This is a genomic window from Modestobacter sp. DSM 44400, assembly GCF_900107175.1.
GTDB lineage: Bacteria > Actinomycetota > Actinomycetes > Mycobacteriales > Geodermatophilaceae > Modestobacter.
Window position 1 is genome coordinate 1 of record NZ_FNOZ01000024.1, and the last position, 21,730, is coordinate 21,730.

Genomic DNA, 21,730 nt, shown 5'->3' on the forward strand with positions numbered 1-21,730 from the left:
GTTCACCACCCCGGCGACGCTGGCCCGCACCGGACGCCGACGGATCCTGCACCTGGCCGAACACCACCCCTGGGCCGCGCTGGTCCGCGACGGGCTTGCACGACTCCGCGACGCCACCGCGGTGCTCGCCGCCCCGGCAGCCGCCTCCGGCTGACCCCCGGCGACCTGACCCGACGACCCGAAGGACACCCACCGGCCTGTGGAACCGGCGCCCACCCGAGCGACATCGGCCGATCCGTCACACCCCAATGCCATCCTGACGCCCACACGGGACCAGAAGCCGATGATCATGCTCCGCATCAAGATCACGGAAGATCGAGGCTAGGATCTCCCCAGCTCACGAGAGGCAGCGACAAGCACCTGGCTGGCTGCCCGGCAACCTCAACTCCGTCTGAGGTGCTCCAGGGGAAGAGCTGGCCGGACGGCGCCCGCCGCCCGGCAAGGACGGAGCCCTCGCGCCGTGGGTCTCCGCGATCCGAGGAGGAACTGACGCATGAGCGAACCCAGCGGCTGGAGCTTCGAGACCCGGCAGATCCACGCCGGCGCGGCTCCCGACCCCACCACCGGGGCCCGCGCCCTGCCGATCTACGCCACGACCGCCTATCAGTTCCGCGACAGCCAGCACGCCGCGGACCTGTTCGCGCTGGCCGAGATGGGCAACATCTACACCCGGATCATGAACCCGACGCAGGACGCGCTGGAGCAGCGGGTGGCCTCGCTGGAGGGTGGGGTCGCGGCGCTGGCGGTCGCGTCGGGGATGGCCGCCGAGACGCTGGCCATCCTGAACATCGCCGAGGCCGGGGACCACATCGTGGCGTCGGCCTCGCTCTACGGCGGCACCTACAACCTGCTGCACCACTCGCTGCCCAAGATGGGCATCACGGTCACCTTCGTGGAGGAGCCGGACGACCCGCAGAACTGGCAGTCGCTGGTCCGGGAGAACACCAAGGCCTTCTACGCAGAGAGCATCGGCAACCCCAAGGGCGACGTCCTGGACATCGCCGCGGTGTCGGCGGTGGCGCACCGCAACGGGGTACCGCTCATCGTCGACAACACCATCGCCACGCCGTTTCTGATCCGGCCCTTCGAGCACGGCGCTGACATCGTCGTCCACTCCGCGACCAAGTACCTCGGCGGGCACGGCACCGCGATCGCCGGCCTCATCGTCGACTCCGGCAACTTCGCCTGGACCGCCGGGAAGTTCCCCGGTTTCACCACGCCCGACCCGACGTACCACGGCGTGGTCTACGCCGACCTGGGCGCGCCGGCCTACGCGCTCAAGGCCCGGGTGCAGCTGCTGCGCGATCTGGGCCCGGCGATCTCGCCGTTCAACGCCTGGCTGATCGTGCAGGGCATCGAGACGCTGTCGCTGCGCTTGGAGCGGCACGTGGCCAACGCCCAGCGGGTGGCCGAGTGGCTCGATGCCCGCGACGAGGTCGAATCGGTGCACTACGCCGGCCTGCCGTCCTCGCCGTGGCACGCAGCCCAGCAGAAGTACGCGCCGAAGGGCGCCGGCGCCGTGCTGGCCTTCGAGATCGCCGGCGGTGTGGAGGCCGGCAAGGCGTTCGTGGAGGCGCTCACGCTGCACAGCCACGTGGCGAACATCGGCGACGTCCGCAGCCTGGTGATCCACCCGGCGTCGACGACGCACTCGCAACTGACCGCCGAGGAGCAGCTCACCGCCGGGGTGACTCCGGGCCTGGTGCGGCTGGCCGTCGGCTTGGAGGGGATCGGCGACATCCTGGCCGACCTTGAGTCTGGCTTTCGCGCCGCCAAGGGCGCCTGAGGTGACGGGGTCCGGGACGGAGGTCCGGAACGCCGGACCGGTGCCCCGGGCCCCTGCGGCCCCGGCCCGGTCGGGCGGCTGGATGGAGGGGGACCCGTCCGGCGACCGCCGCTTCCTGGACATCGGCGGAGACCTGGACGGACCGGTCCGGCTCGAACGGGGTGGCACGCTGCCCGCCGTCCGGGTCGCCTACGAGACGTGGGGCACGCTCGCCCCCGACGGCGGCAACGCCGTTCTGGTCGAGCACGCCCTGACCGGCGACAGCCACGTCGTCGGGCCGGCCGGCCCGGGCCAGCCGACGCCGGGCTGGTGGCCGACCCTGATCGGCCCGGGTGCGCCCCTGGACAGCGACCGCTGGTTCGTCGTCTGCGCGAACGTGCTGGGCGGCTGCCAGGGCACCACCGGGCCGTCCTCGGCCGCACCGGACGGCGCTCCCTGGGGCTCCCGGTTCCCCGAGGTGACCATCGGCGACCAGGTCGCCGTCGAAGCCGCGCTGGCCGACGCGCTGGGCGTCGACCGGTGGACGGCGGTGCTCGGCGGCTCGATGGGCGGCATGCGCGCGCTGGAATGGGCCGTCGCGTACCCGGACCGGGTGGGTGGACTGTTCTTCCTCGCCTCCGCTGCGATCGCCACCGCCGACCAGATCGGCACCCAGACCACCCAGCAGACCGCGATCCGCACCGACCCGCGCTGGGCCGGCGGCGACTACGCCCGCGGCGAAGGACCGGTCGCCGGCCTGGGCACCGCCCGCCGGATCGCCCACCTCACCTACCGCAGCCCGCTCGAGCTGGACGCCCGGTTCGGCGCCGGAGTGCAGTCCGACGGCCGCTTCGCCGTCGCCTCCTACCTCGACCACCACGCCGCCAAGCTCGCCGCCCGCTTCGACGCCGGCAGTTACGTCGTGCTCACCGAGGCGATGAACAGCTGGGACGTCGGCCGCGGCCGGGGTGGGGTGGAGGCGGCACTGGGCCGGGTGACCGCGCGGGTCGTGGTGGCCGGGGTGGACACCGACCGGCTGTACCCGCCGGCCCTGCAGCAGCGGGTGGCCGACGGGCTCGGCGTTCCACTGCGGATGATCCCCTCGCTCTCCGGGCACGACGGCTTCCTGCTCGAGACCGTGGCGGTCGGCGGGCTCGTCCGGGAACTGCTGGCGCCCTGACCTGGCCTTCCGGTGATCGTCGGGCACACTCGCGTCGCGTCGCCTACTGTCGGGAGCGCGGTGACAGCGCGAATCCACCCTCCCCGCCGGCGATGCCGAGCACACACCCGGCCACCCCCGACAGAGAGCTGGCGATGACCGCCCATCTCCTCGACGAGTCCGATCGTCCCGCTGCAGCACCCGACAGCATGGCTCCCGCGCCCCACCGCCGTGAGCGCGAGCGGCAGGTCAGCGTCTACGCCGACCTCTCCGCGCGCGTGCGCGACGCCGGGCTGCTGAACCGGCGGCGCGGCTACTACGTCGTCTCGATCGCGCTGACCATCGCGGCGTTCATCGGCGTCTGGGTCGCCATCGCGGTCGTCGGCGACTCCTGGTGGCAGCTGGGCCTGGCCGCCGTCTTGTCGCTGGTGTGCACCCAGTTCGGCTTCCTCGGCCACGACACCGCCCACCGGCAGGTCTTCGCCTCGCACGCCGGCAACGCCTGGTGGTCGCGGGTGCTGTCCTGCGGGTTCGCCGGGCTGAGCTACGGCTGGTGGATGGGCAAGCACAACAAGCACCACAACGCGCCCAACCAGCAGGGCAAGGACCCCGACATCGAGTCGACCGTCCTGGCCTTCACCCCCGACGACGCCGCCGAGCGCACCACCGGCCTGCGCGGCTGGTTCACCCGGCACCAGGGCTGGGCGTTCTTCCCGCTGCTCACCTTCGAGGGGGCGGCACTGCACGTGCAGAGCATCCAGACGCTGCTCCAGGTCAAGACGATGCCGCACCGCAAGCTGGAACTGGCGATCATCGCCGTCCGGCTGGTGGCGTTCGTGGCCGCCGTGTTCCTGCTGATGCCGCCGCTGATCGCGGTTGGCTTCATCCTCGTGCAGCAGGCCGTGTTCGGCGTCCTGCTGGGCGGGTCGTTCGCGCCCAACCACAAGGGCATGCCGGTCGTCCCGAAGAACGCCAAGGTCGACTTCCTGCGCCGCCAGGTGCTCATGTCGCGCAACATCCGCGGCGGGCTGATGACCGACTTCATGATGGGCGGCCTGAACTACCAGATCGAGCACCACCTCTTCCCGAGCATGCCCCGGCCGAACCTGAAGAAGGTTCAGCCGATGGTGCGTGAGCACTGCGCCAAGCACGGGATCGGCTACACCGAGACCTCGCTGGTCGGCTCCTACACGATGGTGGTGCGCTACCTGAACCGGGTGGGCATCGGCGAGCGCGACCCGTTCACCTGCCCGCTGGTGCAGACGATTCGAAACTGACGCCTGCTCCAGCCGGCGGCGCCAGCTCGCGCGCGTGGTCACCAGCATCTGGCGGGCGTGCCGGGGTGACTGCGTTACCCGATCGTGACCGAACCCGTCGGGACCAGCTCAGCCGACGGCCGGGTCCGGCCAGCCGGCCAGGTGGCCGATTCAGGCCAGCGCGAGCCAGGCGCCGGTCAGCGAGCCGGTCCCGCTGCCGTCGGTGACGGACAGGGTCCACGGCGCGTCCGCGTGCCGGCCCTCCGGGCGGTTTCGCCGAACCGCGTCGACGATCCGCCAGATCTCGACTGGCACCCGGGCCGGCGGTCCGCCCGGCCGCGTGGTCCAGACGTCCCGCCGGGTCGCCTGCACCCGCTCACCCCGGGCCGTCGCCGGCAGTCGGAGCTTGACCGGTCCGAGGTCGAGGTAGGCATCCGGGTCGGCGGGAACGTCCCAGGTCGGACGCCGGGCACCGCTGGTGGCATCTGCGCCGAGGGTCAGCACCGTCGAAACCAGGTGGAGGAGCCCGCCGAGCCCCCAGCGTCATCCCGACAGCCTGCCCGGCCGGCGGCTACTGCACCCGGCGGACGGCGCGGTGCTGGTCGAGCCGGCCGGTGTAGCTGGCGGCGTTGGCGCGGATCGCGGCCACGTCGTCCTCGATCGTCTGCCGCCGTACCTTGGCCGGGACGCCGGCGACCAGGGAGTTCGGCGGGATCTCCTGGCCCTGCATGACGACGGCGCCCGCGGCGATGATCGAGCCGGACCCGATGTGCGCGCCGTTGAGCACGGTGCTGCCCATCCCGACCAGGACGTCGTCGTCCACCCGGGCGCCGTGCAGCACGACGTTGTGGCCGACGGTCACGCCGCGGCCCAGCACCAGCGGGAACCCCGGGTCGCTGTGCAGCGTGGACCCGTCCTGCACGTTGGAGTCCGCGCCGATCTCGATCACCTCGGCGTCCGCACGGACGATCGCGCCGTACCAGACACTCGCGCGCGGCCCCAGCGTCACCTTGCCGACGATGACCGCCGTCGGGGCCACGAAGGCCTCCGGATCGATCTCCGGTGCTCCGAAGTCGAGCTCGCCGATGTAGCTGTCCGCCACGCTGTCGTCCTCTCGTCGGCCGCGGGTCGATCCCGCGGCATGGCTGGTGCACACCTCAGGCTGGCTCGGACTCGCCCCACTCGGCCAGGAAGGCCGCCGGGTCGAGCTCCTCGAGCTGCCGCTGGACGACGGCGAGCATCTCGCCGGGCACGTTGGCGTCGCCGGCGGAGACTCGCACGCGCTCCACGCCGTCCCGGCGCCGGGTGACCAGCACGTCGCTCAGCGAGGGGGCGGGCAGCAGCCCCCAGGCGAGCTCGGCGGCGAAGGCGGCGAGGAAGCGCCCGCTGCGCACCAGCCGTCCGCCGGGCCGGCGCACCAGGGTGGCGGCGAAGGCGTCCCGGGCCAGGACGGCCGACCCGTCGTCCGGCCGGCTCGTCACAGGTCGACCTCGGCCAGCACCCGGGGGATCTCCGGCGGCAGCTCGCGGGCCAGGAAGCCCAGCCGGCCCACCCGGGCGGCCAGTCGCTCGCCCGCCCGGCCGTGCAGGTGCGCCGCCCAGACCGCGGCCTGCGCCGGCTCGGCGCCGCGGGCCAGCAGGCCGGCCACCACCCCGGCCCGGACGTCGCCGGAGCCGGACACCCCCAGCCCCGCGCCGCCGCTCTGGTCCTCCCAGAGCCGGCCGTCGGGGGTGGCGATCCAGCTGGTCGCCCCGCCGAGGCCCACCACGGCCTGAGCCTGGTCGGCCAGCCGGAGGGCTGCGCCGGACGGGTCGGCGTCGATCTCCTCCGGTTCCACGTGCAACGCGATGGCCAGCTCGGTGGGGTTGGGGGTGAGCACCGCTCGGCCGGTGAGCTGGTGCAGGCAGGTGGGGTCCGCGGTCACCGCAGCCAGCCCCAGCGCGTCCAGTGCCACCGGCCCCTGGAACCCGGGCAGCAGCGCCTCGACCAGGTGCCGGGTCTGCTCCTCGTCGCTCATGCCGGGGCCGATGAGCATCGCCGAGGCCCGCCCGGCGAGGTCGGCCAGCTGTCCGGCGGCGCTCCCCGCGATCGCGCCGTCCTCGGTCTCGTGCAGCCCGCGCACCAGCGCCTCTGGCAGCGCCTGGGCGGCGAAGCCGACCAGGCTGCGCGGGACGGCGACCTGCAACTTGCCCGCCCCGGACCGCAGGGTCGCTTCCGCGGCCAGCAGCACCGCACCCAGGGTCTCGGCGCTGCCGCCGACCACGAGGATCGACCCGCGGGCCTCCTTGCCGCCGGTGGGCTCGGGCAGCCGCCAGCCGCGCAGCACCTGCGGGGTGATCAGCGTCGAGTCAGGCTGGGGACGGGACATCGTTCTCCTCGGTGACGGGGGCCTGACCGGCGGAGCCGAGGTGCGCCACGCCGTTGAAGTCGGCGAGCTGCCACCGCCCGTCGTCCCAGCGCTCGTAGCGGGTGAGCGAGGCGTTGGCGACCTGCTCGGTCCGGTCGATCTCCAGCAGCTGGGACTCGGCCAGCTCCTCGACGACGTACCGGAAGACCATGACCACGGCTTGGTGGGAGACGCACATCAGCCGCTCGCCGTCGTGGCGGAGCGCCTCGGTGGCCAGCAGGCTGCGCACCCGCAGCGCGACGTCGGCCCAGCTCTCGCCGCCCGGGGGTCGGTAGTAGAACTTGCCGAGCAGGTCGCGCCGGCGGGCCTCGTCGGGGTACTCGTCCCGGATGCCCTCGCGGGTCATCCCGTCGAAGGCGCCGAAGTCGCGCTCCCGCAGCCGTTCGTCGTAGCGGATGGTCAGGTCGAGCCCGCTGGCCGCCACCGCCCGGTCGGCAGTCGCCGCGGCGCGGGCGAACGGGGAGCTGAGCACCGTCGTCGGCTGCTGGTCGGCGGGCAGCCCGGCCAGCCACCGGCCGAACGCGTCGGCCTGCTCCTCCCCCGTCGCCGACAGCGGAACGTCGGGGTCCCGGACGTCGAGTTCCAGCCGTGCGGCGCCGTCGGAGTGCGCCTGGGCGTCGGCCACGTTGCCCTGGCTCTCCCCGTGGCGGACCAGCCACAGCGCACTCGGCCCCGGTTCCTGCGCCATCGCGCTCCCCGTCTCGCTCGGTGGGCGACGCTACCGGCGCCGTCCGGTCTGCCGTAGCCGATCATGCCGACGGCGAAACGGCGCGACGGGGTGTACGCCCTCCCGCCGGCTCGCCAGGATGAGGCCATGGCGAGCCCGGAGGAGTTCGCGGCACGGCCGTTCGCCTCGGCCGCCGAGTTCGATGCGTGGCTGGACGCCGCGCACGAGCGCGCCCCCGGCCTGTACGTGCAGATCGCCAAGAAGTCCGCCGGCATCGGCTGGATCACCGCGGCGGAGGCGGTCGAGGTGGCGCTGTGCTCCGGCTGTGGACGGACCCCGAAGGGGGATGCGGGCGAAGAGCGTGTGGTCGCAGAAGAACGTGGCGACCGTCAATCGCCTGGTCACCGAGGGCCGGATGTGCCCGGCCGGGCTGTCCGCGGTGGAGGCCGCCCAGGCCGACGGCCGGTGGGAGCGGGCCTATGCCGGGTCCGCGACCAGCACCGTTCCCGGCGACCTGGCCGCGGCGCTGGCCGCTGACCCCGCGGCTGAGGCGTTCTTCGCCGGGCTGGACAGGACCAGCCGGTACGCCGTCCTGTGCGGGTGCAGACGGCGGGCACGCCGCAGACCCGGGCGAGGCGGATCGCCGTCTGCGTGCAGATGCTGGCCGGGGGCCGCCGGTTCCACTGACCCACCGGGCGCCGCATCGACCGTGATCTGACGGAAGGGGTCAGCCGGTGACGCGGCGGGCGCCGACGTAGCCGGCCTTGTCCACGCTGGTCACCGCGACGGGGCGGCCGGGCACGCTGGCGTGCACCATCTGGCCGTTGCCGATGTAGAGGCCCACGTGACTGACCGGCGTGTAGAAGAACACCAGATCACCGGGCTGCAGGTCGGCCCGGGCGACCGCGGTGCCCATGGTCGACTGCGCGCGGCTGGAGTGCGGCAGCGTGATGCCTGCGGCGGCGTAGGCGTACATCGTCAGCCCGGAGCAGTCGAAGGCGTCGGGCCCGGACGCGCCTGGGACGTAGGCGTCACCGAGCTGGGCCAGCGCGGTCTGCACGGCGTCGCCGGCGGCCGCGGTGGGCGCCGGCGCCGGCTTGGCGGTGGTCAGCACCGGCCCGGAGAGCACGTTCTGCACCGTCACCTGGTCGGCGGCCGAGAGCCGGGCGAGATCGGCCTCGTAGCCGGCCAGCTGCTCCCCCAGCGCGTCCTGCTGCGCCTCGAGGTCGGCGACGGAGGCCTCCGCAGCGGTCTGGGCCGCAGCCGCGGTGGCCTGGGCCTGCTGGGCGGTGTCACGGGCGACGGCGACCTGCGCCACGACGCCGTCGGCGTGGTTGGCGAGCTGGGCCAGGGTGCTCATCGTGTCGACGAGGTCCTCGGCCGAGTCGCTGGTCAGGAAGGCCGCGATGCGGAAGCGGGTGGAGCCGGTGTAGCCGGACAGGGCGATCGCGCGCAGCTGGGGCGCGAGGGCGTCCACGGCGACCTGCGCCTGGGCGGCGGCGGCACCGGCGGCATCCGCAGCGGCCTGCTGCTCCTCGGCGGTCGCGGTGGCCTGGTGGACCTGCTCGTCGAGCTCCCGCAGCTTGTTGCCGGCGTCGACGACGGCCTGCCGGGCCTGGTCGGTCGTGGTGGGGGCGGCGGACCCGGTCGCCGGCGCCAGGACGATGAGCACCCCGGCGGTCAGCGCCAGCGCGGCACCGCGGCTCCAGCCGCGGACGGTCGAACGGTTCACCGGGCCTCCGTAGGCGCACGCTGCACCCGGGGAAGGGGTGTCAGGGAGCGAGCGCGTCAGAGCCGAACGTAAGGGCCAGTCACCACACTGCGTGTTCGGCGCGCGTGGGGAGGCTCAGTCCCAGAGCCCACCCGCCCCACGGGTCCCGGAGACCCCACGAGTCACCCGAGACGGGCCGTCGTCGCGCACAATGCGCGGTCCGCGGAGGGGCGGGATGAGGCGGTCCGCGACCAGCCCGGTCGCGAACGAGTAGACGACCTTGTGCAGCAGATCGACCACCTGGTCCTGACGGGACCACGTCCACGGCGGTGAACCCACGCCGGTGGCGTTCTCGAGGGTCTGGTCGGTGGCCAGCCGGACGACGGAGTGCCAGGCCGATGCGCGCCAGCCGCGCAGCCCGGCCGCGGACCAGACGCCGCGCAGGGCACCGACAGCCGCGCCGGTGCCCCAGTGCATGACGTGGTTGCGCACCGGCGGTCGCGCCGACTCGGACAGGCGTCGTCCGGTGGCCAGGGCAGTGAGCGTGCGCGCGGGCACGTAACTGTTCGGCCGGTGCGTGATGCGCTGTTCCAGCTTCTCGCCGGCGGTCATGACGGCGACCCCGGCCAGTCCGGCCGCCGCCCCGCGCAGTGCTGCTCGTCCCCACATGCGCGATGGCTACCCACCGCGCCGCCCCCGGCAACCGGCCGCGGCGCGGCCAGCCGGCCGGCCGGCCGGCCGGGGAAGCCGGTCAGCCGGCAGCGGGCTCCGAGGACTCGAGCGAGTCCAGGATGGCCACGTCGCGCAGGATCGCGGCGAGCTCGACGGCGGTCCATGGCTCGCAGCAGTCGCATGAGCCGTCCTCGCTGAAGCTCTTCAGGCCGAGGCTGCCGCCGGTCTGGTCCTCGGCGAGGGCGAGCTGTCCGTCGTGGGGGTTGCGGTGGCACCGGCACGACGGAGTGCACATGCCCACCCCCCAGCCGGACACGATGATCGACGCGCCGTTCTCGTGAACTTTGCCCACCTGGAAGATCGACGGCTTCTGCTGGTACGTCATCTGGTGCTCCCCTCGCCGTCCTGCCACGGAGGCAGGGGGTCGTCTTCGGCTCAGGAGCAGTAGAGCGGAAGCACGATTCCTGCCCGTGCCGCGGCGGAATGACACGCGGGATTGTCAACTTCTCTGCCTCGCCCGCACCATGGGCCACTCGCGAGGCGCAAGATCAACCAGCCGGGCAGTCAGGCCGGACAGGAAGCGCCAAGGCCCGCCTGGCGGCGTGCCCGCCGCCGGCCGACCGGAGCCGTTCAGCGGCGCCTAGAGCGGGTACGGCGCGGGCATGACCAACCAGCAGACCCCCGACGACCACGACCCGGCAACCGAGCCCACCACGGAGGACGCGACGGCGCAGGGCGCCGTGGCCTCCGGCACCCCGGTCGACCCGGCGCTGGCCACGTCGTCCCCCGACCCCGAGCAGACCGGCCGGGACCGCCGGCACGACTGACGGGTCACCGCCGCGCCACCACCGCCGCCTCACGCGCCGACATCGGGACCACTCTCGGCGCCGAGAGTGGAAGGCGCTCTGCCGCGGCCAGCGGCCGGCGCGGTTGCGGTGCCGGGCGGCCCGCTTGGCGGCGGCCTCGCGCCGGCGCTAGGACTCCTCCGCCTGCCGGGCGGGGGTGATCCGGTGCCGCGCTCGGCGGCGGTGCCGGTCGGGTAGCCGGCCTTGACCAGCTCCGAGACCGTCAGCTGGCGGGCGACACCGAGCTCATGTTGAAGTCCGGGATCCGCAGCATCGGCATGGCCGCGCGGGAGAACCAGTCGTTCCACTCCCGCGGCAGCGTCCGCTCGGTACGGCTGGCCTGGGTGGCCCGCCCCAGCAGGTCGACCGGCGACTCGTTGAACCGGAAGTTGTTCACCGCCCCGGTGACCTCGCCGTCCTCAACCAGGAAGACGCCGTCGCGGGTCAGTCCGGTGAGCAGCAGCGTCTGGGGGTCGACCTCGCGGATGTACCAGAGCGTGGTGAGCAGCAGACCGCGCTCGGTGGCGGCGATCATCTCCGCCTGAGTGGCGGTGGCGTTCGGGTCCTCGAGGACGAGGTTGTCCAGGGCGGCCGTCGCCGGGGCGGTCGTCTTCAGCGCCCACGCGCGCGGGCGGATCAGGTTGGTCAGCACCCCGCCCGAGATCCAGTCGACCGCCGGGGTGGCCATGCCGTTGTCGAACACCGACGACGCTCCGGACGACCCGCCGACCACCTGGAACGGGCTGCACTCCAGCCCCGGCGCGTACGGGTCGCTGCGCAGGGTCAGCGGCAGCGCGGCCAACCGGTCACCGATCCGGTTGCCGCCGCCGGGCTTGGCGTAGACGCTGCGGCCCTCGTCGGCGTCGCGGGCTTCCATCGTCCAGTAGGCGTAGATCATCATGTCGCTGACCGTGGACGGCGGCATCAGTGTCTCGTAGCGCCCGGCCGGCAGGTCGACCCGCCGCTGAGACCAGGCCATCTTCTGCTGCACCTCGGCGGCCAGGTCGGCCACCGAGACGTCGGTGAAGTCGCGGGTGCCGACTCCGGCCCACACCGAGCGCCCGAAGTCGGGGGACTTGCCGTTGAGCTCGACCCGGCCGGTGGGCTGGTCGTGCCGCAGGCGCAGTCCGGTCGAGGTGCCCAGGTAGGTGGTGGCCATCTGGTGCTCGGCGAACCCGAAGAGCAGCTCGTCGCGGCTCCGCGCCTCGCCGAAGGCCTGGCCCAGCGCGGGGGCGAAGTCGGCGAAGACGCTGATCGAGGTCTCCGCCGCGTCGGCGTCCCAGTCGCCGGACCCGGCTGGCACGTCGCTGACCAGCGGCATCGCGTCCTCGGCCGGACCCGCATCGCGGGCGGCCTGCTCGCTGGCGGCCACCAGCGCTGCGACGTCCGGGGTGCCGGTGCGGGCAATGGTGCCCGCAGCCATCCCCGCGCCGCCGTCGACGAAGGAGATGACGACGACCTGGCGGGAGCGCATCGCGCCGTTGGTGGTGAGGCTGTTGCTGGCCCAGCGGAGGTTGGCCTCGGAACTTTCGACGACGTAGGCCACCTGCCCGTCGGCGGTGGAGGCCGCCAGCGCCTGCTCGACGAGCTCCTGCGGTCGGACGTGGAGGCTCATCGCCCACCCTCCTGCACGGTGTTGAGGATGGTCGTGTTCTCGAACAGCGCGGTCGGGCAGCCGTGGCTCACTGCGGCGACCTGGCCCGGCTGCGCCTTGCCGCAGTTGAACGCCCCGTTCAGCACGTAGGTCTGCGGGCCACCGACCACCGACATCGAGCCCCAGAAGTCCGTCGTCGTCGCCTGGTAGGCCACGTCTCGCAGCTGGCCGGCGAGCCGGCCGCTCTCGATCTTGTAGAACCGCTGGCCGGTGAACTGGAAGTTGTACCGTTGCATGTCGATCGACCAGCTCTTGTCGCCGACCACGTAGATGCCCCGCTCGACCCCGGCGATGATCTCCTCGGTCGACGGGCCGTCGGGGGCCGGCTGCAGGGACACGTTGGCCATCCGCTGCACCGGTACGTGGGACGGCGAGTCGGCGAACGCGCAGCCGTTGGAACGCGCCATGCCGCGCAGCCGCGCCATGTTCCGGTCGACCTGGTAACCGACCAGCACACCGTCGCGGACCAGGTCCCACTGCTGGCCGGCGACGCCTTCGTCGTCCCAGCCGACGGTCGACAGGCCGTGCTCGACGATCCGGTCACCGGTGACGTTCATGAGCGGCGAGCCGTACTGCAGGGTGCCCAGCTTGTCGACGGTGGCGAACGAGGTGCCGGCGTAGGCGGCCTCGTAGCCCAACGCCCGGTCCAGCTCGGTGGCGTGACCGATGGACTCGTGGATGGTCAGGAAGAGGTTCGAGGGGTCGACGACGAGGTCGTAGCGGCCCGGGGAGACCGAGGGCGCCTTCGTCTTCTCGCGCAGCAGCTCGGGGATCTCGGCGAGCTCACCGCGCCAGTCCCACGTATCACCGGCCAGGTACTCCCAGCCGCGGCCGACCGGTGGGGCCAGCGTGCGCATGGACTCGAAGGCGCCGGTGGACCGGTCGACGGCGAGCGCGGTGAACTCGGGGTGGATGCGCACCCGCTGCTGGCGGGTGCGGGTGCCGGCGGTGTCGGCGTAGTACTTCTGCTCCTTCACGTGCATGCACGAGGACTGCACGTGCTCGACGCCGTCGGCGGCGAGGAGCTGCTCGGACAGCGAGACCAGCAGGCCGGTCTTCTCGGCGTCCGGCACCTGGAAGGGGTCGATCTCGTACGCGGAGACCCACTCACCGTCGTAGCTGGGCTCGGGGGCCAGCTCCACCCGGTCGGTGTTCATCGCGGCGGACACCTTCGCGACGGCCACCGCCTCCTCGGCCAGCCGGACGGCCTCCCCCGCGGTGAGGACGACGCCGGCGGCGAAGCCCCAGGTGCCTTCGTGGACGACGCGGACGGCGAGGCCCAGATCCTCCCCGTCGGCCAGTGCCTCGAGGCGGGCGTCGCGCAGCCGGACGGTCTGGGTGCGGACCCGCTCGACCCGCAGGTCGGCGTGCTCGCACCCGAGGTCGACCGCCCGGGTCAGCGCCGCCTCGGTGAGCGCGGACAGGGGCAGCGCAAGGAAGGACTCGTCGACGGAACGGGTCTGTGCCACGGGGTTGTGTCTACCAGGCGGGTCCGGCCGCCTCCCGGGGCCCGCCCCGAGCCTGCGAGCGGTGGAGGGCAGGCGGGTCCTCCTCAGCCCAGCTCGTCGTCCACCCAGCACCAACGCCACGCCTCGCCCGGTTCGGCGCTGACGACGACCGGGTGACCGTCCGCCCCGAAGTGCGCCCGCGCGTGCCGCCGCGGGGAGGAGTCGCAGCAGCCGTTGTGCCCGCAGGTCAGGCAGGTGCGCAGGTGCACCCACGTCGTCCCCTCGCGGACGCAGCGTTCGCCCCGTGGCCGGGGCACCAGCGCCCGGTCCCGGTCCAGCGCCGCCAGCTCCTCGTGCCGGTCGAGCAGGGAGTCCTTCCAGGTCGATCGCCGCGAGGGCCGCGGACAGCACCTCGGATTCCGCGGCACCGTCGTCGCGGGCCCGCACCACCACCGCCCGTTCGGCCGCGAGCATTTCCATCCGCAGCTGGGCGTAGCGGCTCGACGGGGTCTGCTGGTCGGCCAGCGGCCGGCCCAGCCGCTCCCAGGCCGCGTGCGGGCGTGCGATGGACCGGTCACGCAGCCGGTCCACCAGGCCCTCCGGCGGCGTTGGTGGCGTCCCCGATCTCGGCGGCCTGCAGGGCGTCCTCGGCCGGGTCCGGGGGCGGCAGGCCGATCCGGCGGACGAGCCAGGGCAGCGAGGCGCCCTGTACCAGCACGCTGCCGACCACGACGGTGAACGCCGCCAACAGCAACACGTTCCGGTCGGCCCGGTCCTCGGGCAGCAACTGCGCCGCCGCCAGGGTGACCACTCCGCGCATGCCGGCCCACGACACCAGCCCGGCCACCTGCGGGCTCCACGCCGTCCGACGCATGGACGCCGTGCCCAGGCGCAGCAGGCCGGCCATCCCGAACACGAAGACGGCGCGCGCGACGATGGTGGCCACCAGCACACCGACGCACACGACGGCGATGCGGCCGGCGCCGATGCCGCTGTCGGCTGCGCCGGAGAGCACCACCGGTAGCTGCAGGCCGATGAGCAGGAAGACGCCGTTCTCCAGCACGAAGGCCACCGCGCGCCAGGTGATCGCCTCGGTGACCCGGGCCGAGGCGGTCTGCACCCGGGGCGAGAGCTGGGCCAACGCCAGGCCGGCGACCACGGTGGCCAGCACACCGGAGGCGTGCAGCGCCTCGGCCGGCAGGAAGGCCAGATACGGGGCGACGAAGGACACCAGCGTGTCCAGCACCGGGTCGCGCAGCCGGGCACGGAGGAGGGCGAGCGCCGCGGCGAGGGCGACGCCGGGTAGCAGCAGCCAGGTGGCCCAGCCGACGACCACGGTGCCGAACACGATCAGCACCGCCGACATCAGCACCGTGCTGCCCCTTGCTGTGCCGGAAGTCGAACAGCGACGTCCGGGCGGTGGTCGCGTACAGCGGCGGGGGCAGCAGGGCGTTGAAGACCAGCTCGGGGTCCAGCCGCACCTCGGGGACGACGGGCAGGAAGGACGCCGCGGCGCCCATCAGGACGAGCACCAGCGGGGTGGGCCAGCCGAAGCGGTCGCACGCCCTGGCGACCACCCAGACGGGGATGACCAGGGCGACCAGCCCCAGCGTCAGTTCCACGGTCACCTCCTGCGCGGCGCGGCTGCGCCGGTGGTGCTCGTGTCAGGGCCGGCGACCGGCTGGCGGGGTTGGGCAACGGCGGCAGGGGGGTACCCGCCGGCATGGCCGAATTCCCCGCTGGTCCTGCCGACGACGTCACGCTCACCTTCGGTGGCACCGCGACGGCGCTGCTGCGGCTGGGGTCCTTCACCCTGCTGACCGACCCGAACTTCCTGCACCGCGGGCAGTGGGCGCACCTGGGCTACGGGCTGCGCAGCCGGCGGCTGACCGAGCCGGCGCTGCAGCCCACGCAGCTGCCCGACCTGGACGCCGTCCTGCTGTCGCACATGCACGGCGACCACTGGGACCGGATCGCCACCCGGTCCCTGCCCAAGGACACCCCGGTGGTGTCCACCCCGGAGGCGGCGGCCTGCCTGGGCAAGCGGGGCTTCACCGCGACCGCGGACCTGCAGCCGTGGCAGACCCATGAGCTGACCCGCGGCACCGACACGCTCCGCATCACGAGCGTGCCCGGCGTGCACGGCCCCGGCCCGCTGGCCCGGGTGCTGCCGCAGGTGATGGGCAGCGTGCTGGAGCTGGTCAGCAACGGGGAGGTGCGCTGGCGCGGCTACGTCACCGGCGACAGCCTCTTCCGGCCCGTGCTCGGCGAGGTGCTGCAGCGCTGCGGACCGCTCGACGTCCTGGTCCCCCACCTGGGCGGCACGAAGATCGCCGGGATCACGGTGACCATGGACGCGCGGCAGGGGGCCGACCTGGTGGAGCTGCTGAAGCCGCCGGTCACCGTGCCCGTGCACTACGACGACTACGGCCTGTTCAAGTCTCCGCTGGGCGACTTCGTGGCCGAGGTCGCCGACCGCCGCCTCCCCGGGGAGATCCGCGCCGTGGGCCGCGGCCGGACGGTCTCGCTGCGCGCCTGACCCGCCAGGGGGGTCAGCGGCCGGCCAGGCGCATCGCCCGGGTCTGGACGTCGGCGCGCAGGGCGGCCTCGTCCACCGTGGTGGACACGCCGTCCCGCACCACCTGCCGACCGGCGACCCACGTGTCCCGCACGTGCCGGGAGCCCACCGACCAGACCAGGTGGGTGACCAGGTCGTCGGCGTCCCCGACCGGCACGAAGGCGATGTCGTCGCTGTCGACGTGCACCAGGTCCGCGCGACGCCCGGCGGTCAGCTGACCGAGGTCCTCGCGGCCGATCGCGGCGGCCGCGGCGCCGGTGGCCAGCCAGAACGCCTCGGGCGCGGTGAGCGCGGTGGCGTCCCGCTCGCGCAGCCGGGCCAGCTGGGCGGCCAGCCGCAGGTCCTCGAAGAGGTCGAGGTTGTCGTTGGACGCCGGGCCGTCGGTGCCCAGGCCCACCCGGATGCCCAGGTCGAGCATGTCTCGCAGCCGGGCGGTGCCGCTGGCCAGCTTGGTGTTGCTGCCCGGGCAGTGCGCCACGGCGGCGTCGTACTCCCGCCACAGCTCCAGGTCGCCGTCGTCCATGTGCACGCAGTGCGCACCGAGCACCCGCCCGCCGAGGACGTCGTGCGCCGCCAGCAGCGAGGGCACGCTCGCGCCGGAGGTGGCGAGCAGCTCGTCGCCCTCGGTGGCGGTCTCGGCCACGTGCACGGTGAGCAGCAGGTCGTGTGCGCGGGCGGCCTCGGCCGCCTGGGTCAGCACCGGCAGCGGGACGGTGTAGGCCGAGTGGGGACCGATGCCGTACTCGACCTGCCCGTCACCGGCCGCCCCGGCCGCCAGGCGCAGCGCCGTGTCCAGCTGCTCGTCGAAGCTGCCGAACCCGGGCAGCCCGATCAGCGGGTTGGCGATCACCGCGCGGGCGCCGGTCGCCGTCACCGCCGCGGCGATCCGCTCGGGGTGGAAGTACATCTCCACGCTGGCGGTGACTCCGTGCCGCAGCATCTCCGCCGACGCCGCGGTCATGGCGACCTCGACGTCCTCAGGGGTGAGGCGCGCCTCACGCGGCCACATCACCTCGCGCAGCCAGCGGTCCAGCGGCAGGCCCTCGCCCTGACCGCGGAACAGCACCATCGGCGCGTGCGAGTGGGTGTTGACCAGCCCGGGGGTGAGCACGCCGCGCAGCGCGGTGATCCGCGCGTCTGCGGCGCCCGGCGCCTCGGCGGCCGGCCCGACCCAGGCGATCAGCCCGTCCTCGACGTCGACCACCGCATCGGGGACGACGGTGCCGGCCCGGTCCCCGACGACGACGGCCCGGGCGGTGAAGCGCTGCAGCATGGACGCAGAACCTACTGCCGACCGGCCCGGCGGGCCCGGCGACGCCCGGCGACGCCCGGATACCGTGGGCCCATGCCCCTTCTCGCCGCAGCGGCGTCCAACTCGGGGGGCATCACCGGCTTCCTGCTCGACCTCGTCGACAAGCTGGGACCGGTGGGCGTCGGCCTGACCATCCTCATCGAGACGGTCATCCCGCCGATCCCCAGCGAAGCGGTCCTGGGGGCCGCCGGGGTGCTCATCAACGACGGCCGGATGTCGGTGGTGCCGGTCATCCTGTGGGCCACCGTCGGCTCCCTGGTCGGCGCGCTCATCCTGTACTGGATCGGCCGCGCGTTGGGCCCCCGCCGCTCTCATGCCTTCCTCGACCGGCTCCCGCTGGTGGAGACCGGCGATGTCGACCGGACGTTCGACTGGTTCGAGCGGCACGGCCGGTCCGCGGTGTTCTTCGGCCGCATGGTGCCGATCGTGCGCAGCTTCGTCTCCGTGCCCGCGGGCGTGGTGAAGATGCCGTTGCCGAAGTTCCTGCTCTTCACCGCCGGCGGCAGCCTGATCTGGAACAGTCTGCTGATCGGGCTGGGCGTGGCGGCCGGTGACTTCGTGCAGGCGAACCTGCACTACCTGGACTACGTGGTGGTCGCCGTGGTCGTCGCCGCGGTGGGCTGGTTCGTCTACCGCAAGGTGACCGGTCGTCACCGCCGCCCCGCGGACGCCGGTACCGACCTGCCTGCGGACGAGCGCGACCAGCCGGCGTCATGACCGAGCCGCGTGCCCGCCCGGAGGTCGTCGCCTTCGACGTCGACGAGACCCTGCTGGACGTGGCCCCGGTGCGGGCGGCGTTGATCGAGCTGGGCCAGCCCGGCGACCTGCTGCCCGCGGTGTTCGCCCGCACCCTGCTGACCGGCTTCGTCGCCGCCACCGTCGGGAGCTGGTGCCCGTTCCGCGCCGCGTTCGAGGCGTCCGTGGCCCAGCTGACCGAGCTGCCCACCGCGGCGTGCACGCAGGTGGCCGACGCGTTCATGGAGCTGTCCCCGCACCCGGACGTCGAGCCGGCTCTGCGCCGGCTGGCCGAGGCCGGCGTCCGGGCGGTGACCCTGAGCCACGGGTCGCCCGGCGTCGCCGAGGCGGCCCTGTCCCGCGGCGGGGTCGCCACGCTGGTGGAGCGGACGCTGACCTCGGAGTCGATCCAGGCCTGGAAGCCCAACCGCGAGGCGTACCTGTGGGCCGCCGGCGTCTGCGACGTGGCCCCGGACCGGATGGCGCTGGTCGCGGCACACTCCTGGGACGTGCTCGGTGCGCAGCGCGCCGGCCTCACCGCTGGCTTCACCTCCAACCGGGCGGAGCGGGTGTACGCCGCGGTGTTCGATCCGCCGCACGTGCAGGGCTCCCTCGTGGAGGTGGTGGACGCTCTGCTGGTCCTGCCCCCGGCCGGGTGACGGGCTCGAGCTGGCCGCGCGAGGTCGACACCCCGCTGGGGCCGGCCCGGGTGCACCGCGACGAACCGGACAGCGACCCGTGCGGCACGCTGGTGCTCGGGCACGGCGCCGGCGGCGGGGTCGGCTCGGCCGACCTGACCGGCCTGGCGCTGGCGGCCGCCTCGGCCGGCTGGCGGACGTTGCGCGTCGAGCAGCCGTGGCGGGTGGCCGGCCGACGGGTCGCGCCGGCGCCGACGCGGCTGGACGAGGGCTGGACCGCGGTGCTCACGCAGTTGCGCGCGGACGGCGACCTCGCCGGGTCGCTGGTGCTCGGCGGGCGCAGCGCCGGGGCGCGGGTGGCCTGCCGGACGGCCGCCGCGCAGCACGCGGCCGGGGTGCTCGCGCTGGCGTTTCCACTGCACCCGCCGGGCCGGCCGGAAAAGAGCCGGGCCGCCGAGCTGCGGGGCGTGACGGTGCGGCTGCTGGTCGTGCAGGGAGAACGGGACGCCTTCGGGCGGCCGCCCGAGGTGATCGCGGCACTCGGCGGAGACCCGGGGCGGGTGTCCGCCGTGCCGGGTGACCACGCCCTGGCCACGGACGTCGCCGCGGTGATCGCGGCGACCCTCGGCTGGCTGGGGCAGTTCCCGCCGGGCTGAGCCGGAGTTAGGTCCGGCGGCGCCGCAGGACGACCAGCAGCAGCACCAGCAGGGCCGCGATACCACCGGCCGCGGGGGCGGCGTAACGAGTCATCGCCGCCCCGCCGGCGACCTCGAGCAGGTCGATCGGCTCGGGCTCGGCCGCAGCCGGGCGCGGAGTGGTGCGAGCCGGCGAGCCGGTGGCCGGCTTGTTCGGCGGCGCGGTGGTGCCGGTCGGCGGCTTGCTCGGCGCCTTCCTGGCTGCCGTGATCGGCGTCGGCTCGGTCACCGGGGACTCGTCCTCGACCGTGCCGGTGCCATTGAAGGGCGCGGCGTCGGACGCCGGGGCGGTGTCCGCGGCGACCGGAGCCGCGGAGAGAGCCGGGGGGACCGTCGGGTCGGGCACCGAGGACGAGGTCGGCGCGGTCGGCGCGGTCGAGGTGGCCTTGGCCGGTGCGGTCGCCTTGGCCGGGGTGGCCTTCGCCGGGGTGGCCTTGGTGGGGGTGGTGGCCTTGGCCGGGGTGGTGGCCTTGGCCGGCTGTGCGGCTGCCTCCGCGCCGGCGGTCGTGTCGGCCGCGGCGGCAGCGGTCTTCTTGGCCGCGGCGGCGGCCTTCTTCGCCGGGGTCCCGTCGCCGGCGGAGCCCTCGACGGCTGCCGCCACCTCCTCGACGGCGCCGGCGGTGGTGGCGGCAGCCTTGGCTGCCGCGGCCTTCGCGGTGCCCGCCACGGTCGGCTCCTGGGTGGCGGCAGCGGTGTCCACCGCAGCCGGGTCGACGCCGAGGTCGCCGCTCGCCAGTTGGGCGGACAGCTTGTCGGCGAACTGGCCGAGCAGCTTGTTGCCGACGTCGGTCATCACGCCCCGGCCGAACTGGGCCGGCCGGCCGGTGATGTTGAGGTCGGTCATGACGTCGACGCGGGTGACGCTCCCCTCGGAGGCGAGCTTCGCGGTGATGGTGGCCGCGGCCGTCCCGTTGCCCCGCTGGTCCTTGCCGCGGGCGTCGATGACCGCGCGGTGGGTGGTCTCGTCGCGCTCGGTGAACGAGCCCTTGCCCTGGTAGGTCAGGTTGATCGGGCCCAGCTTGACCTTGACCCGGCCGGTGAAGTCGTCGCCGTCGACCGAGTCGAGGATCGCGCCCGGCATGCACGGGGCGATCCGCTCGATGTCCATCAGCACCCGCCAGGCCTCGTCGATGGGCAGGGGGACGGTGAACGAGTTCTCCAGCTGCACTGCAGGACCTCCGAGGATGTGCGGCACGAGCGCCTCCGGGCGGGGAGCCGGGGGCAGCTGGTCAGGCCGGGACGTGCGGTGATCGGGGCGAGAGGCCGACGCTACCGCGCGCGTCCGGCGCGCGCGGGACGGCAGTCGGAGGGCTCAGAGCCCGGTCGCGGCCGACAGGGCGCGGCGGGTCAGCACCCGGGCCAGGTGCTGGCGGTAATCGGCCTGGGCGTTGAGGTCGCTGCTGGGGCTGGTGCCGTCGGCGGCCAGCGCGGCGGCTGCGGTGACCGCCTCGAGGCTGACGTCGGCACCCAGCAGGGCGGCCTCGGTGGCCGTGGCCCGCAGCGGGGTCGAGCCCATGTTGGTGAGCCCGATCCGCGCCTCGGCGATCCGGCCGCCCTCCCGGCGGACCGCGGCGGCCACCGCCACGATCGACCAGGCCTGCGCCACCCGGTTGAACTTCTCGTACCGGACGCCCCACTCGGAGCCGAGCTTGGGGAGGCGGATCTCCACGAGCAGCTCCCCCTCCTCCAGCGCCGTCGTCAGGTAGTCGACGAAGAACTCCGACGCCGGGACCGTCCGCCGTCCGGACGGGCCGACGAGGACGAACTCGGCGTCCAGCGCCAGCGCTACCGCCGGCAGGTCGCCGGCCGGGTCAGCGTGCGCGAGCGCGCCGCCGAAGGTGCCGCGGTGGCGCACCTGCCGATCGGCCACCGTCTCGGTGGCCTGGACCAGCAGCTGCCCGTACTGGGCGAGCAGCGGGTCGGCGAGGACGTCGGAGTGCGTGGTCATCGCCCCGACGACCAGCACGTCCCCCTCCTCGCGAACCCCGCGCAGTTCAGCGACGCGGGTCAGGTCGACCACGGTCTCCGGAGCGGCCAGCCGCAGGCGCATGACCGGGATGAGCGACTGCCCGCCGGCGAGCACCTTCACGTCCTCACCACCGTCGGCGATGGCCTGCAGCGCCTCGTCGACGGTGGTCGGTCGGGCGTACGCGAACGCAGCCGGGATCATGGCTTCTCTCCTTCGTCG

The 21,730-nt window shown here is 74.0% G+C and carries 24 protein-coding genes and 1 riboswitch; of the genes, 9 read left to right on the plus strand and 15 right to left on the minus strand.

Annotated elements, in window-relative coordinates:
- Nucleotides 1-335 precede the first annotated feature (335 nt).
- Nucleotides 336-451: riboswitch (SAM riboswitch) on the plus strand.
- 42 nt (nucleotides 452-493) lie between these two features.
- From BLW04_RS15035 to BLW04_RS15045, 3 genes are all read left to right on the plus strand, one after another.
- Nucleotides 494-1,786: a bifunctional o-acetylhomoserine/o-acetylserine sulfhydrylase gene (locus BLW04_RS15035; protein WP_091542857.1), complete on the plus strand. Its 1,293-nt coding sequence runs from the start codon at nucleotides 494-496 to the stop codon at nucleotides 1,784-1,786.
- Between the two features lie 82 nt (nucleotides 1,787-1,868).
- Nucleotides 1,869-2,945: a homoserine O-acetyltransferase MetX gene (locus BLW04_RS15040; protein ID WP_091542997.1), complete on the plus strand. Its 1,077-nt coding sequence runs from the start codon at nucleotides 1,869-1,871 to the stop codon at nucleotides 2,943-2,945.
- A gap of 92 nt (nucleotides 2,946-3,037) precedes the next feature.
- Complete coding sequence (locus BLW04_RS15045; protein ID WP_254781594.1) at nucleotides 3,038-4,201, plus strand: fatty acid desaturase family protein; 1,164 nt, start codon at nucleotides 3,038-3,040, stop codon at nucleotides 4,199-4,201.
- Nucleotides 4,202-4,351: 150 nt separating this feature from the next.
- On the opposite strand, the gene BLW04_RS15050 is transcribed toward BLW04_RS15045, so the two are convergent.
- The 5 genes from BLW04_RS15050 to BLW04_RS15070 form a co-directional block, all read right to left on the minus strand.
- Nucleotides 4,352-4,684, minus strand: a complete 333-nt coding sequence (locus tag BLW04_RS15050) for a hypothetical protein (protein ID WP_091542859.1) — start codon at nucleotides 4,682-4,684, stop codon at nucleotides 4,352-4,354.
- Between the two features lie 67 nt (nucleotides 4,685-4,751).
- On the minus strand, nucleotides 4,752-5,282 hold the full coding sequence (locus BLW04_RS15055; RefSeq protein WP_091542860.1) for a gamma carbonic anhydrase family protein: 531 nt from the start codon (nucleotides 5,280-5,282) through the stop codon (nucleotides 4,752-4,754).
- A 55-nt stretch (nucleotides 5,283-5,337) separates the two neighbouring features.
- A complete protein-coding gene (locus BLW04_RS15060; protein ID WP_091542861.1) occupies nucleotides 5,338-5,661 on the minus strand; it encodes a hypothetical protein in 324 nt (107 codons plus the stop codon).
- Nucleotides 5,658-6,548, minus strand: coding sequence for an NAD(P)H-hydrate dehydratase (locus BLW04_RS15065; RefSeq protein WP_091542863.1), 891 nt, complete (start codon nucleotides 6,546-6,548; stop codon nucleotides 5,658-5,660). Before BLW04_RS15065 ends, BLW04_RS15060 begins: the two co-directional genes overlap by 4 nt.
- The gene (locus BLW04_RS15070; RefSeq protein WP_091542867.1) at nucleotides 6,529-7,275 is read right to left on the minus strand and encodes a histidine phosphatase family protein; all 747 of its coding nucleotides are present in this window, start codon (nucleotides 7,273-7,275) and stop codon (nucleotides 6,529-6,531) included. The genes BLW04_RS15065 and BLW04_RS15070 overlap by 20 nt, the downstream gene beginning before the upstream one ends.
- 325 nt (nucleotides 7,276-7,600) lie before the next feature.
- Between BLW04_RS15070 and BLW04_RS15075 the strand changes: the two genes are divergently transcribed.
- The gene (locus BLW04_RS15075) at nucleotides 7,601-7,972 is read left to right on the plus strand and encodes a YdeI/OmpD-associated family protein (protein WP_254781596.1); all 372 of its coding nucleotides are present in this window, start codon (nucleotides 7,601-7,603) and stop codon (nucleotides 7,970-7,972) included.
- Between the two features lie 9 nt (nucleotides 7,973-7,981).
- Here BLW04_RS15075 and BLW04_RS15080 read toward each other — a convergent pair whose 3' ends face one another.
- The 3 genes from BLW04_RS15080 to BLW04_RS15090 all read right to left on the minus strand — a co-directional run bounded on the left by BLW04_RS15080 (nucleotide 7,982) and on the right by BLW04_RS15090 (nucleotide 10,022).
- On the minus strand, nucleotides 7,982-8,986 hold the full coding sequence (locus BLW04_RS15080) for a C40 family peptidase (RefSeq protein WP_091542870.1): 1,005 nt from the start codon (nucleotides 8,984-8,986) through the stop codon (nucleotides 7,982-7,984).
- 114 nt (nucleotides 8,987-9,100) lie between these two features.
- Entirely contained in the window at nucleotides 9,101-9,634 is a 534-nt protein-coding gene (locus BLW04_RS15085) for a hypothetical protein (protein ID WP_254781598.1), read from the minus strand.
- 82 nt (nucleotides 9,635-9,716) lie between these two features.
- Entirely contained in the window at nucleotides 9,717-10,022 is a 306-nt protein-coding gene (locus tag BLW04_RS15090; RefSeq protein ID WP_091542872.1) for a hypothetical protein, read from the minus strand.
- 277 nt (nucleotides 10,023-10,299) lie between these two features.
- Between BLW04_RS15090 and BLW04_RS26800 the strand changes: the two genes are divergently transcribed.
- Complete coding sequence (locus BLW04_RS26800) at nucleotides 10,300-10,464, plus strand: hypothetical protein (RefSeq protein ID WP_175484069.1); 165 nt, start codon at nucleotides 10,300-10,302, stop codon at nucleotides 10,462-10,464.
- Nucleotides 10,465-10,705: 241 nt separating this feature from the next.
- Here the strand turns inward: BLW04_RS26800 and BLW04_RS15095 are convergent, their stop codons facing one another.
- The 4 genes from BLW04_RS15095 to BLW04_RS28495 all read right to left on the minus strand — a co-directional run bounded on the left by BLW04_RS15095 (nucleotide 10,706) and on the right by BLW04_RS28495 (nucleotide 14,950).
- Complete coding sequence (locus BLW04_RS15095; RefSeq protein ID WP_091542874.1) at nucleotides 10,706-12,097, minus strand: metallopeptidase TldD-related protein; 1,392 nt, start codon at nucleotides 12,095-12,097, stop codon at nucleotides 10,706-10,708.
- Nucleotides 12,094-13,605: a TldD/PmbA family protein gene (locus tag BLW04_RS15100; RefSeq protein ID WP_091542877.1), complete on the minus strand. Its 1,512-nt coding sequence runs from the start codon at nucleotides 13,603-13,605 to the stop codon at nucleotides 12,094-12,096. The genes BLW04_RS15095 and BLW04_RS15100 overlap by 4 nt, the downstream gene beginning before the upstream one ends.
- An 83-nt stretch (nucleotides 13,606-13,688) precedes the next feature.
- A complete protein-coding gene (locus tag BLW04_RS28490; RefSeq protein WP_254781600.1) occupies nucleotides 13,689-14,012 on the minus strand; it encodes a UBP-type zinc finger domain-containing protein in 324 nt (107 codons plus the stop codon).
- Between the two features lie 146 nt (nucleotides 14,013-14,158).
- On the minus strand, nucleotides 14,159-14,950 hold the full coding sequence (locus BLW04_RS28495; protein WP_254781621.1) for a cation:proton antiporter domain-containing protein: 792 nt from the start codon (nucleotides 14,948-14,950) through the stop codon (nucleotides 14,159-14,161).
- Between the two features lie 357 nt (nucleotides 14,951-15,307).
- Between BLW04_RS28495 and BLW04_RS15110 the strand changes: the two genes are divergently transcribed.
- Nucleotides 15,308-16,123, plus strand: coding sequence for an MBL fold metallo-hydrolase (locus BLW04_RS15110; RefSeq protein ID WP_091542879.1), 816 nt, complete (start codon nucleotides 15,308-15,310; stop codon nucleotides 16,121-16,123).
- Nucleotides 16,124-16,136: 13 nt separating this feature from the next.
- Here the strand turns inward: BLW04_RS15110 and BLW04_RS15115 are convergent, their stop codons facing one another.
- Nucleotides 16,137-17,435 (minus strand): amidohydrolase family protein, encoded by a 1,299-nt coding sequence (locus tag BLW04_RS15115; RefSeq protein WP_091542882.1) that lies wholly within the window; start codon nucleotides 17,433-17,435, stop codon nucleotides 16,137-16,139.
- Nucleotides 17,436-17,507: 72 nt separating this feature from the next.
- Between BLW04_RS15115 and BLW04_RS15120 the strand changes: the two genes are divergently transcribed.
- The 3 genes from BLW04_RS15120 to BLW04_RS15130 are packed head-to-tail and all read left to right on the plus strand — an operon-like array spanning nucleotide 17,508 to nucleotide 19,503.
- Entirely contained in the window at nucleotides 17,508-18,191 is a 684-nt protein-coding gene (locus BLW04_RS15120) for a DedA family protein (protein WP_091542884.1), read from the plus strand.
- Nucleotides 18,188-18,868, plus strand: a complete 681-nt coding sequence (locus BLW04_RS15125; RefSeq protein ID WP_091542887.1) for an HAD-IA family hydrolase — start codon at nucleotides 18,188-18,190, stop codon at nucleotides 18,866-18,868. Before BLW04_RS15120 ends, BLW04_RS15125 begins: the two co-directional genes overlap by 4 nt.
- Nucleotides 18,865-19,503: an alpha/beta hydrolase family protein gene (locus BLW04_RS15130; protein WP_091542889.1), complete on the plus strand. Its 639-nt coding sequence runs from the start codon at nucleotides 18,865-18,867 to the stop codon at nucleotides 19,501-19,503. Before BLW04_RS15125 ends, BLW04_RS15130 begins: the two co-directional genes overlap by 4 nt.
- Before the next feature lie 7 nt (nucleotides 19,504-19,510).
- Here BLW04_RS15130 and BLW04_RS15135 read toward each other — a convergent pair whose 3' ends face one another.
- Both BLW04_RS15135 and BLW04_RS15140 read right to left on the minus strand, forming a co-directional pair.
- Nucleotides 19,511-20,710: an SRPBCC family protein gene (locus BLW04_RS15135; RefSeq protein ID WP_091542893.1), complete on the minus strand. Its 1,200-nt coding sequence runs from the start codon at nucleotides 20,708-20,710 to the stop codon at nucleotides 19,511-19,513.
- Between the two features lie 144 nt (nucleotides 20,711-20,854).
- Complete coding sequence (locus BLW04_RS15140) at nucleotides 20,855-21,712, minus strand: FAD binding domain-containing protein (RefSeq protein WP_091542895.1); 858 nt, start codon at nucleotides 21,710-21,712, stop codon at nucleotides 20,855-20,857.
- Nucleotides 21,713-21,730 lie beyond the last annotated feature (18 nt).

Excerpts from the sequence above, each read along its gene's own strand:
- BLW04_RS15035 (WP_091542857.1), top strand. The coding sequence starts at position 494 with ATGAGCGAACCCAGCGGCTGGAGCTTCGAGACCCGGCAGATCCACGCC.
- BLW04_RS15040 (WP_091542997.1), top strand. The coding sequence starts at position 1,869 with ATGGAGGGGGACCCGTCCGGCGACCGCCGCTTCCTGGACATCGGCGGA.
- BLW04_RS15045 (WP_254781594.1), top strand. The coding sequence starts at position 3,038 with ATGCCGAGCACACACCCGGCCACCCCCGACAGAGAGCTGGCGATGACC.
- BLW04_RS15065 (WP_091542863.1), bottom strand. The coding sequence starts at position 6,548 with ATGTCCCGTCCCCAGCCTGACTCGACGCTGATCACCCCGCAGGTGCTG.
- BLW04_RS15070 (WP_091542867.1), bottom strand. The coding sequence starts at position 7,275 with ATGGCGCAGGAACCGGGGCCGAGTGCGCTGTGGCTGGTCCGCCACGGG.
- BLW04_RS15075 (WP_254781596.1), top strand. The coding sequence starts at position 7,601 with ATGCGGGCGAAGAGCGTGTGGTCGCAGAAGAACGTGGCGACCGTCAAT.
- BLW04_RS15085 (WP_254781598.1), bottom strand. The coding sequence starts at position 9,634 with ATGTGGGGACGAGCAGCACTGCGCGGGGCGGCGGCCGGACTGGCCGGG.
- BLW04_RS15090 (WP_091542872.1), bottom strand. The coding sequence starts at position 10,022 with ATGACGTACCAGCAGAAGCCGTCGATCTTCCAGGTGGGCAAAGTTCAC.
- BLW04_RS26800 (WP_175484069.1), top strand. The coding sequence starts at position 10,300 with ATGACCAACCAGCAGACCCCCGACGACCACGACCCGGCAACCGAGCCC.
- BLW04_RS15095 (WP_091542874.1), bottom strand. The coding sequence starts at position 12,097 with ATGAGCCTCCACGTCCGACCGCAGGAGCTCGTCGAGCAGGCGCTGGCG.
- BLW04_RS28495 (WP_254781621.1), bottom strand. The coding sequence starts at position 14,950 with ATGTCGGCGGTGCTGATCGTGTTCGGCACCGTGGTCGTCGGCTGGGCC.
- BLW04_RS15110 (WP_091542879.1), top strand. The coding sequence starts at position 15,308 with ATGGCCGAATTCCCCGCTGGTCCTGCCGACGACGTCACGCTCACCTTC.
- BLW04_RS15115 (WP_091542882.1), bottom strand. The coding sequence starts at position 17,435 with ATGCTGCAGCGCTTCACCGCCCGGGCCGTCGTCGTCGGGGACCGGGCC.
- BLW04_RS15120 (WP_091542884.1), top strand. The coding sequence starts at position 17,508 with ATGCCCCTTCTCGCCGCAGCGGCGTCCAACTCGGGGGGCATCACCGGC.
- BLW04_RS15125 (WP_091542887.1), top strand. The coding sequence starts at position 18,188 with ATGACCGAGCCGCGTGCCCGCCCGGAGGTCGTCGCCTTCGACGTCGAC.
- BLW04_RS15140 (WP_091542895.1), bottom strand. The coding sequence starts at position 21,712 with ATGATCCCGGCTGCGTTCGCGTACGCCCGACCGACCACCGTCGACGAG.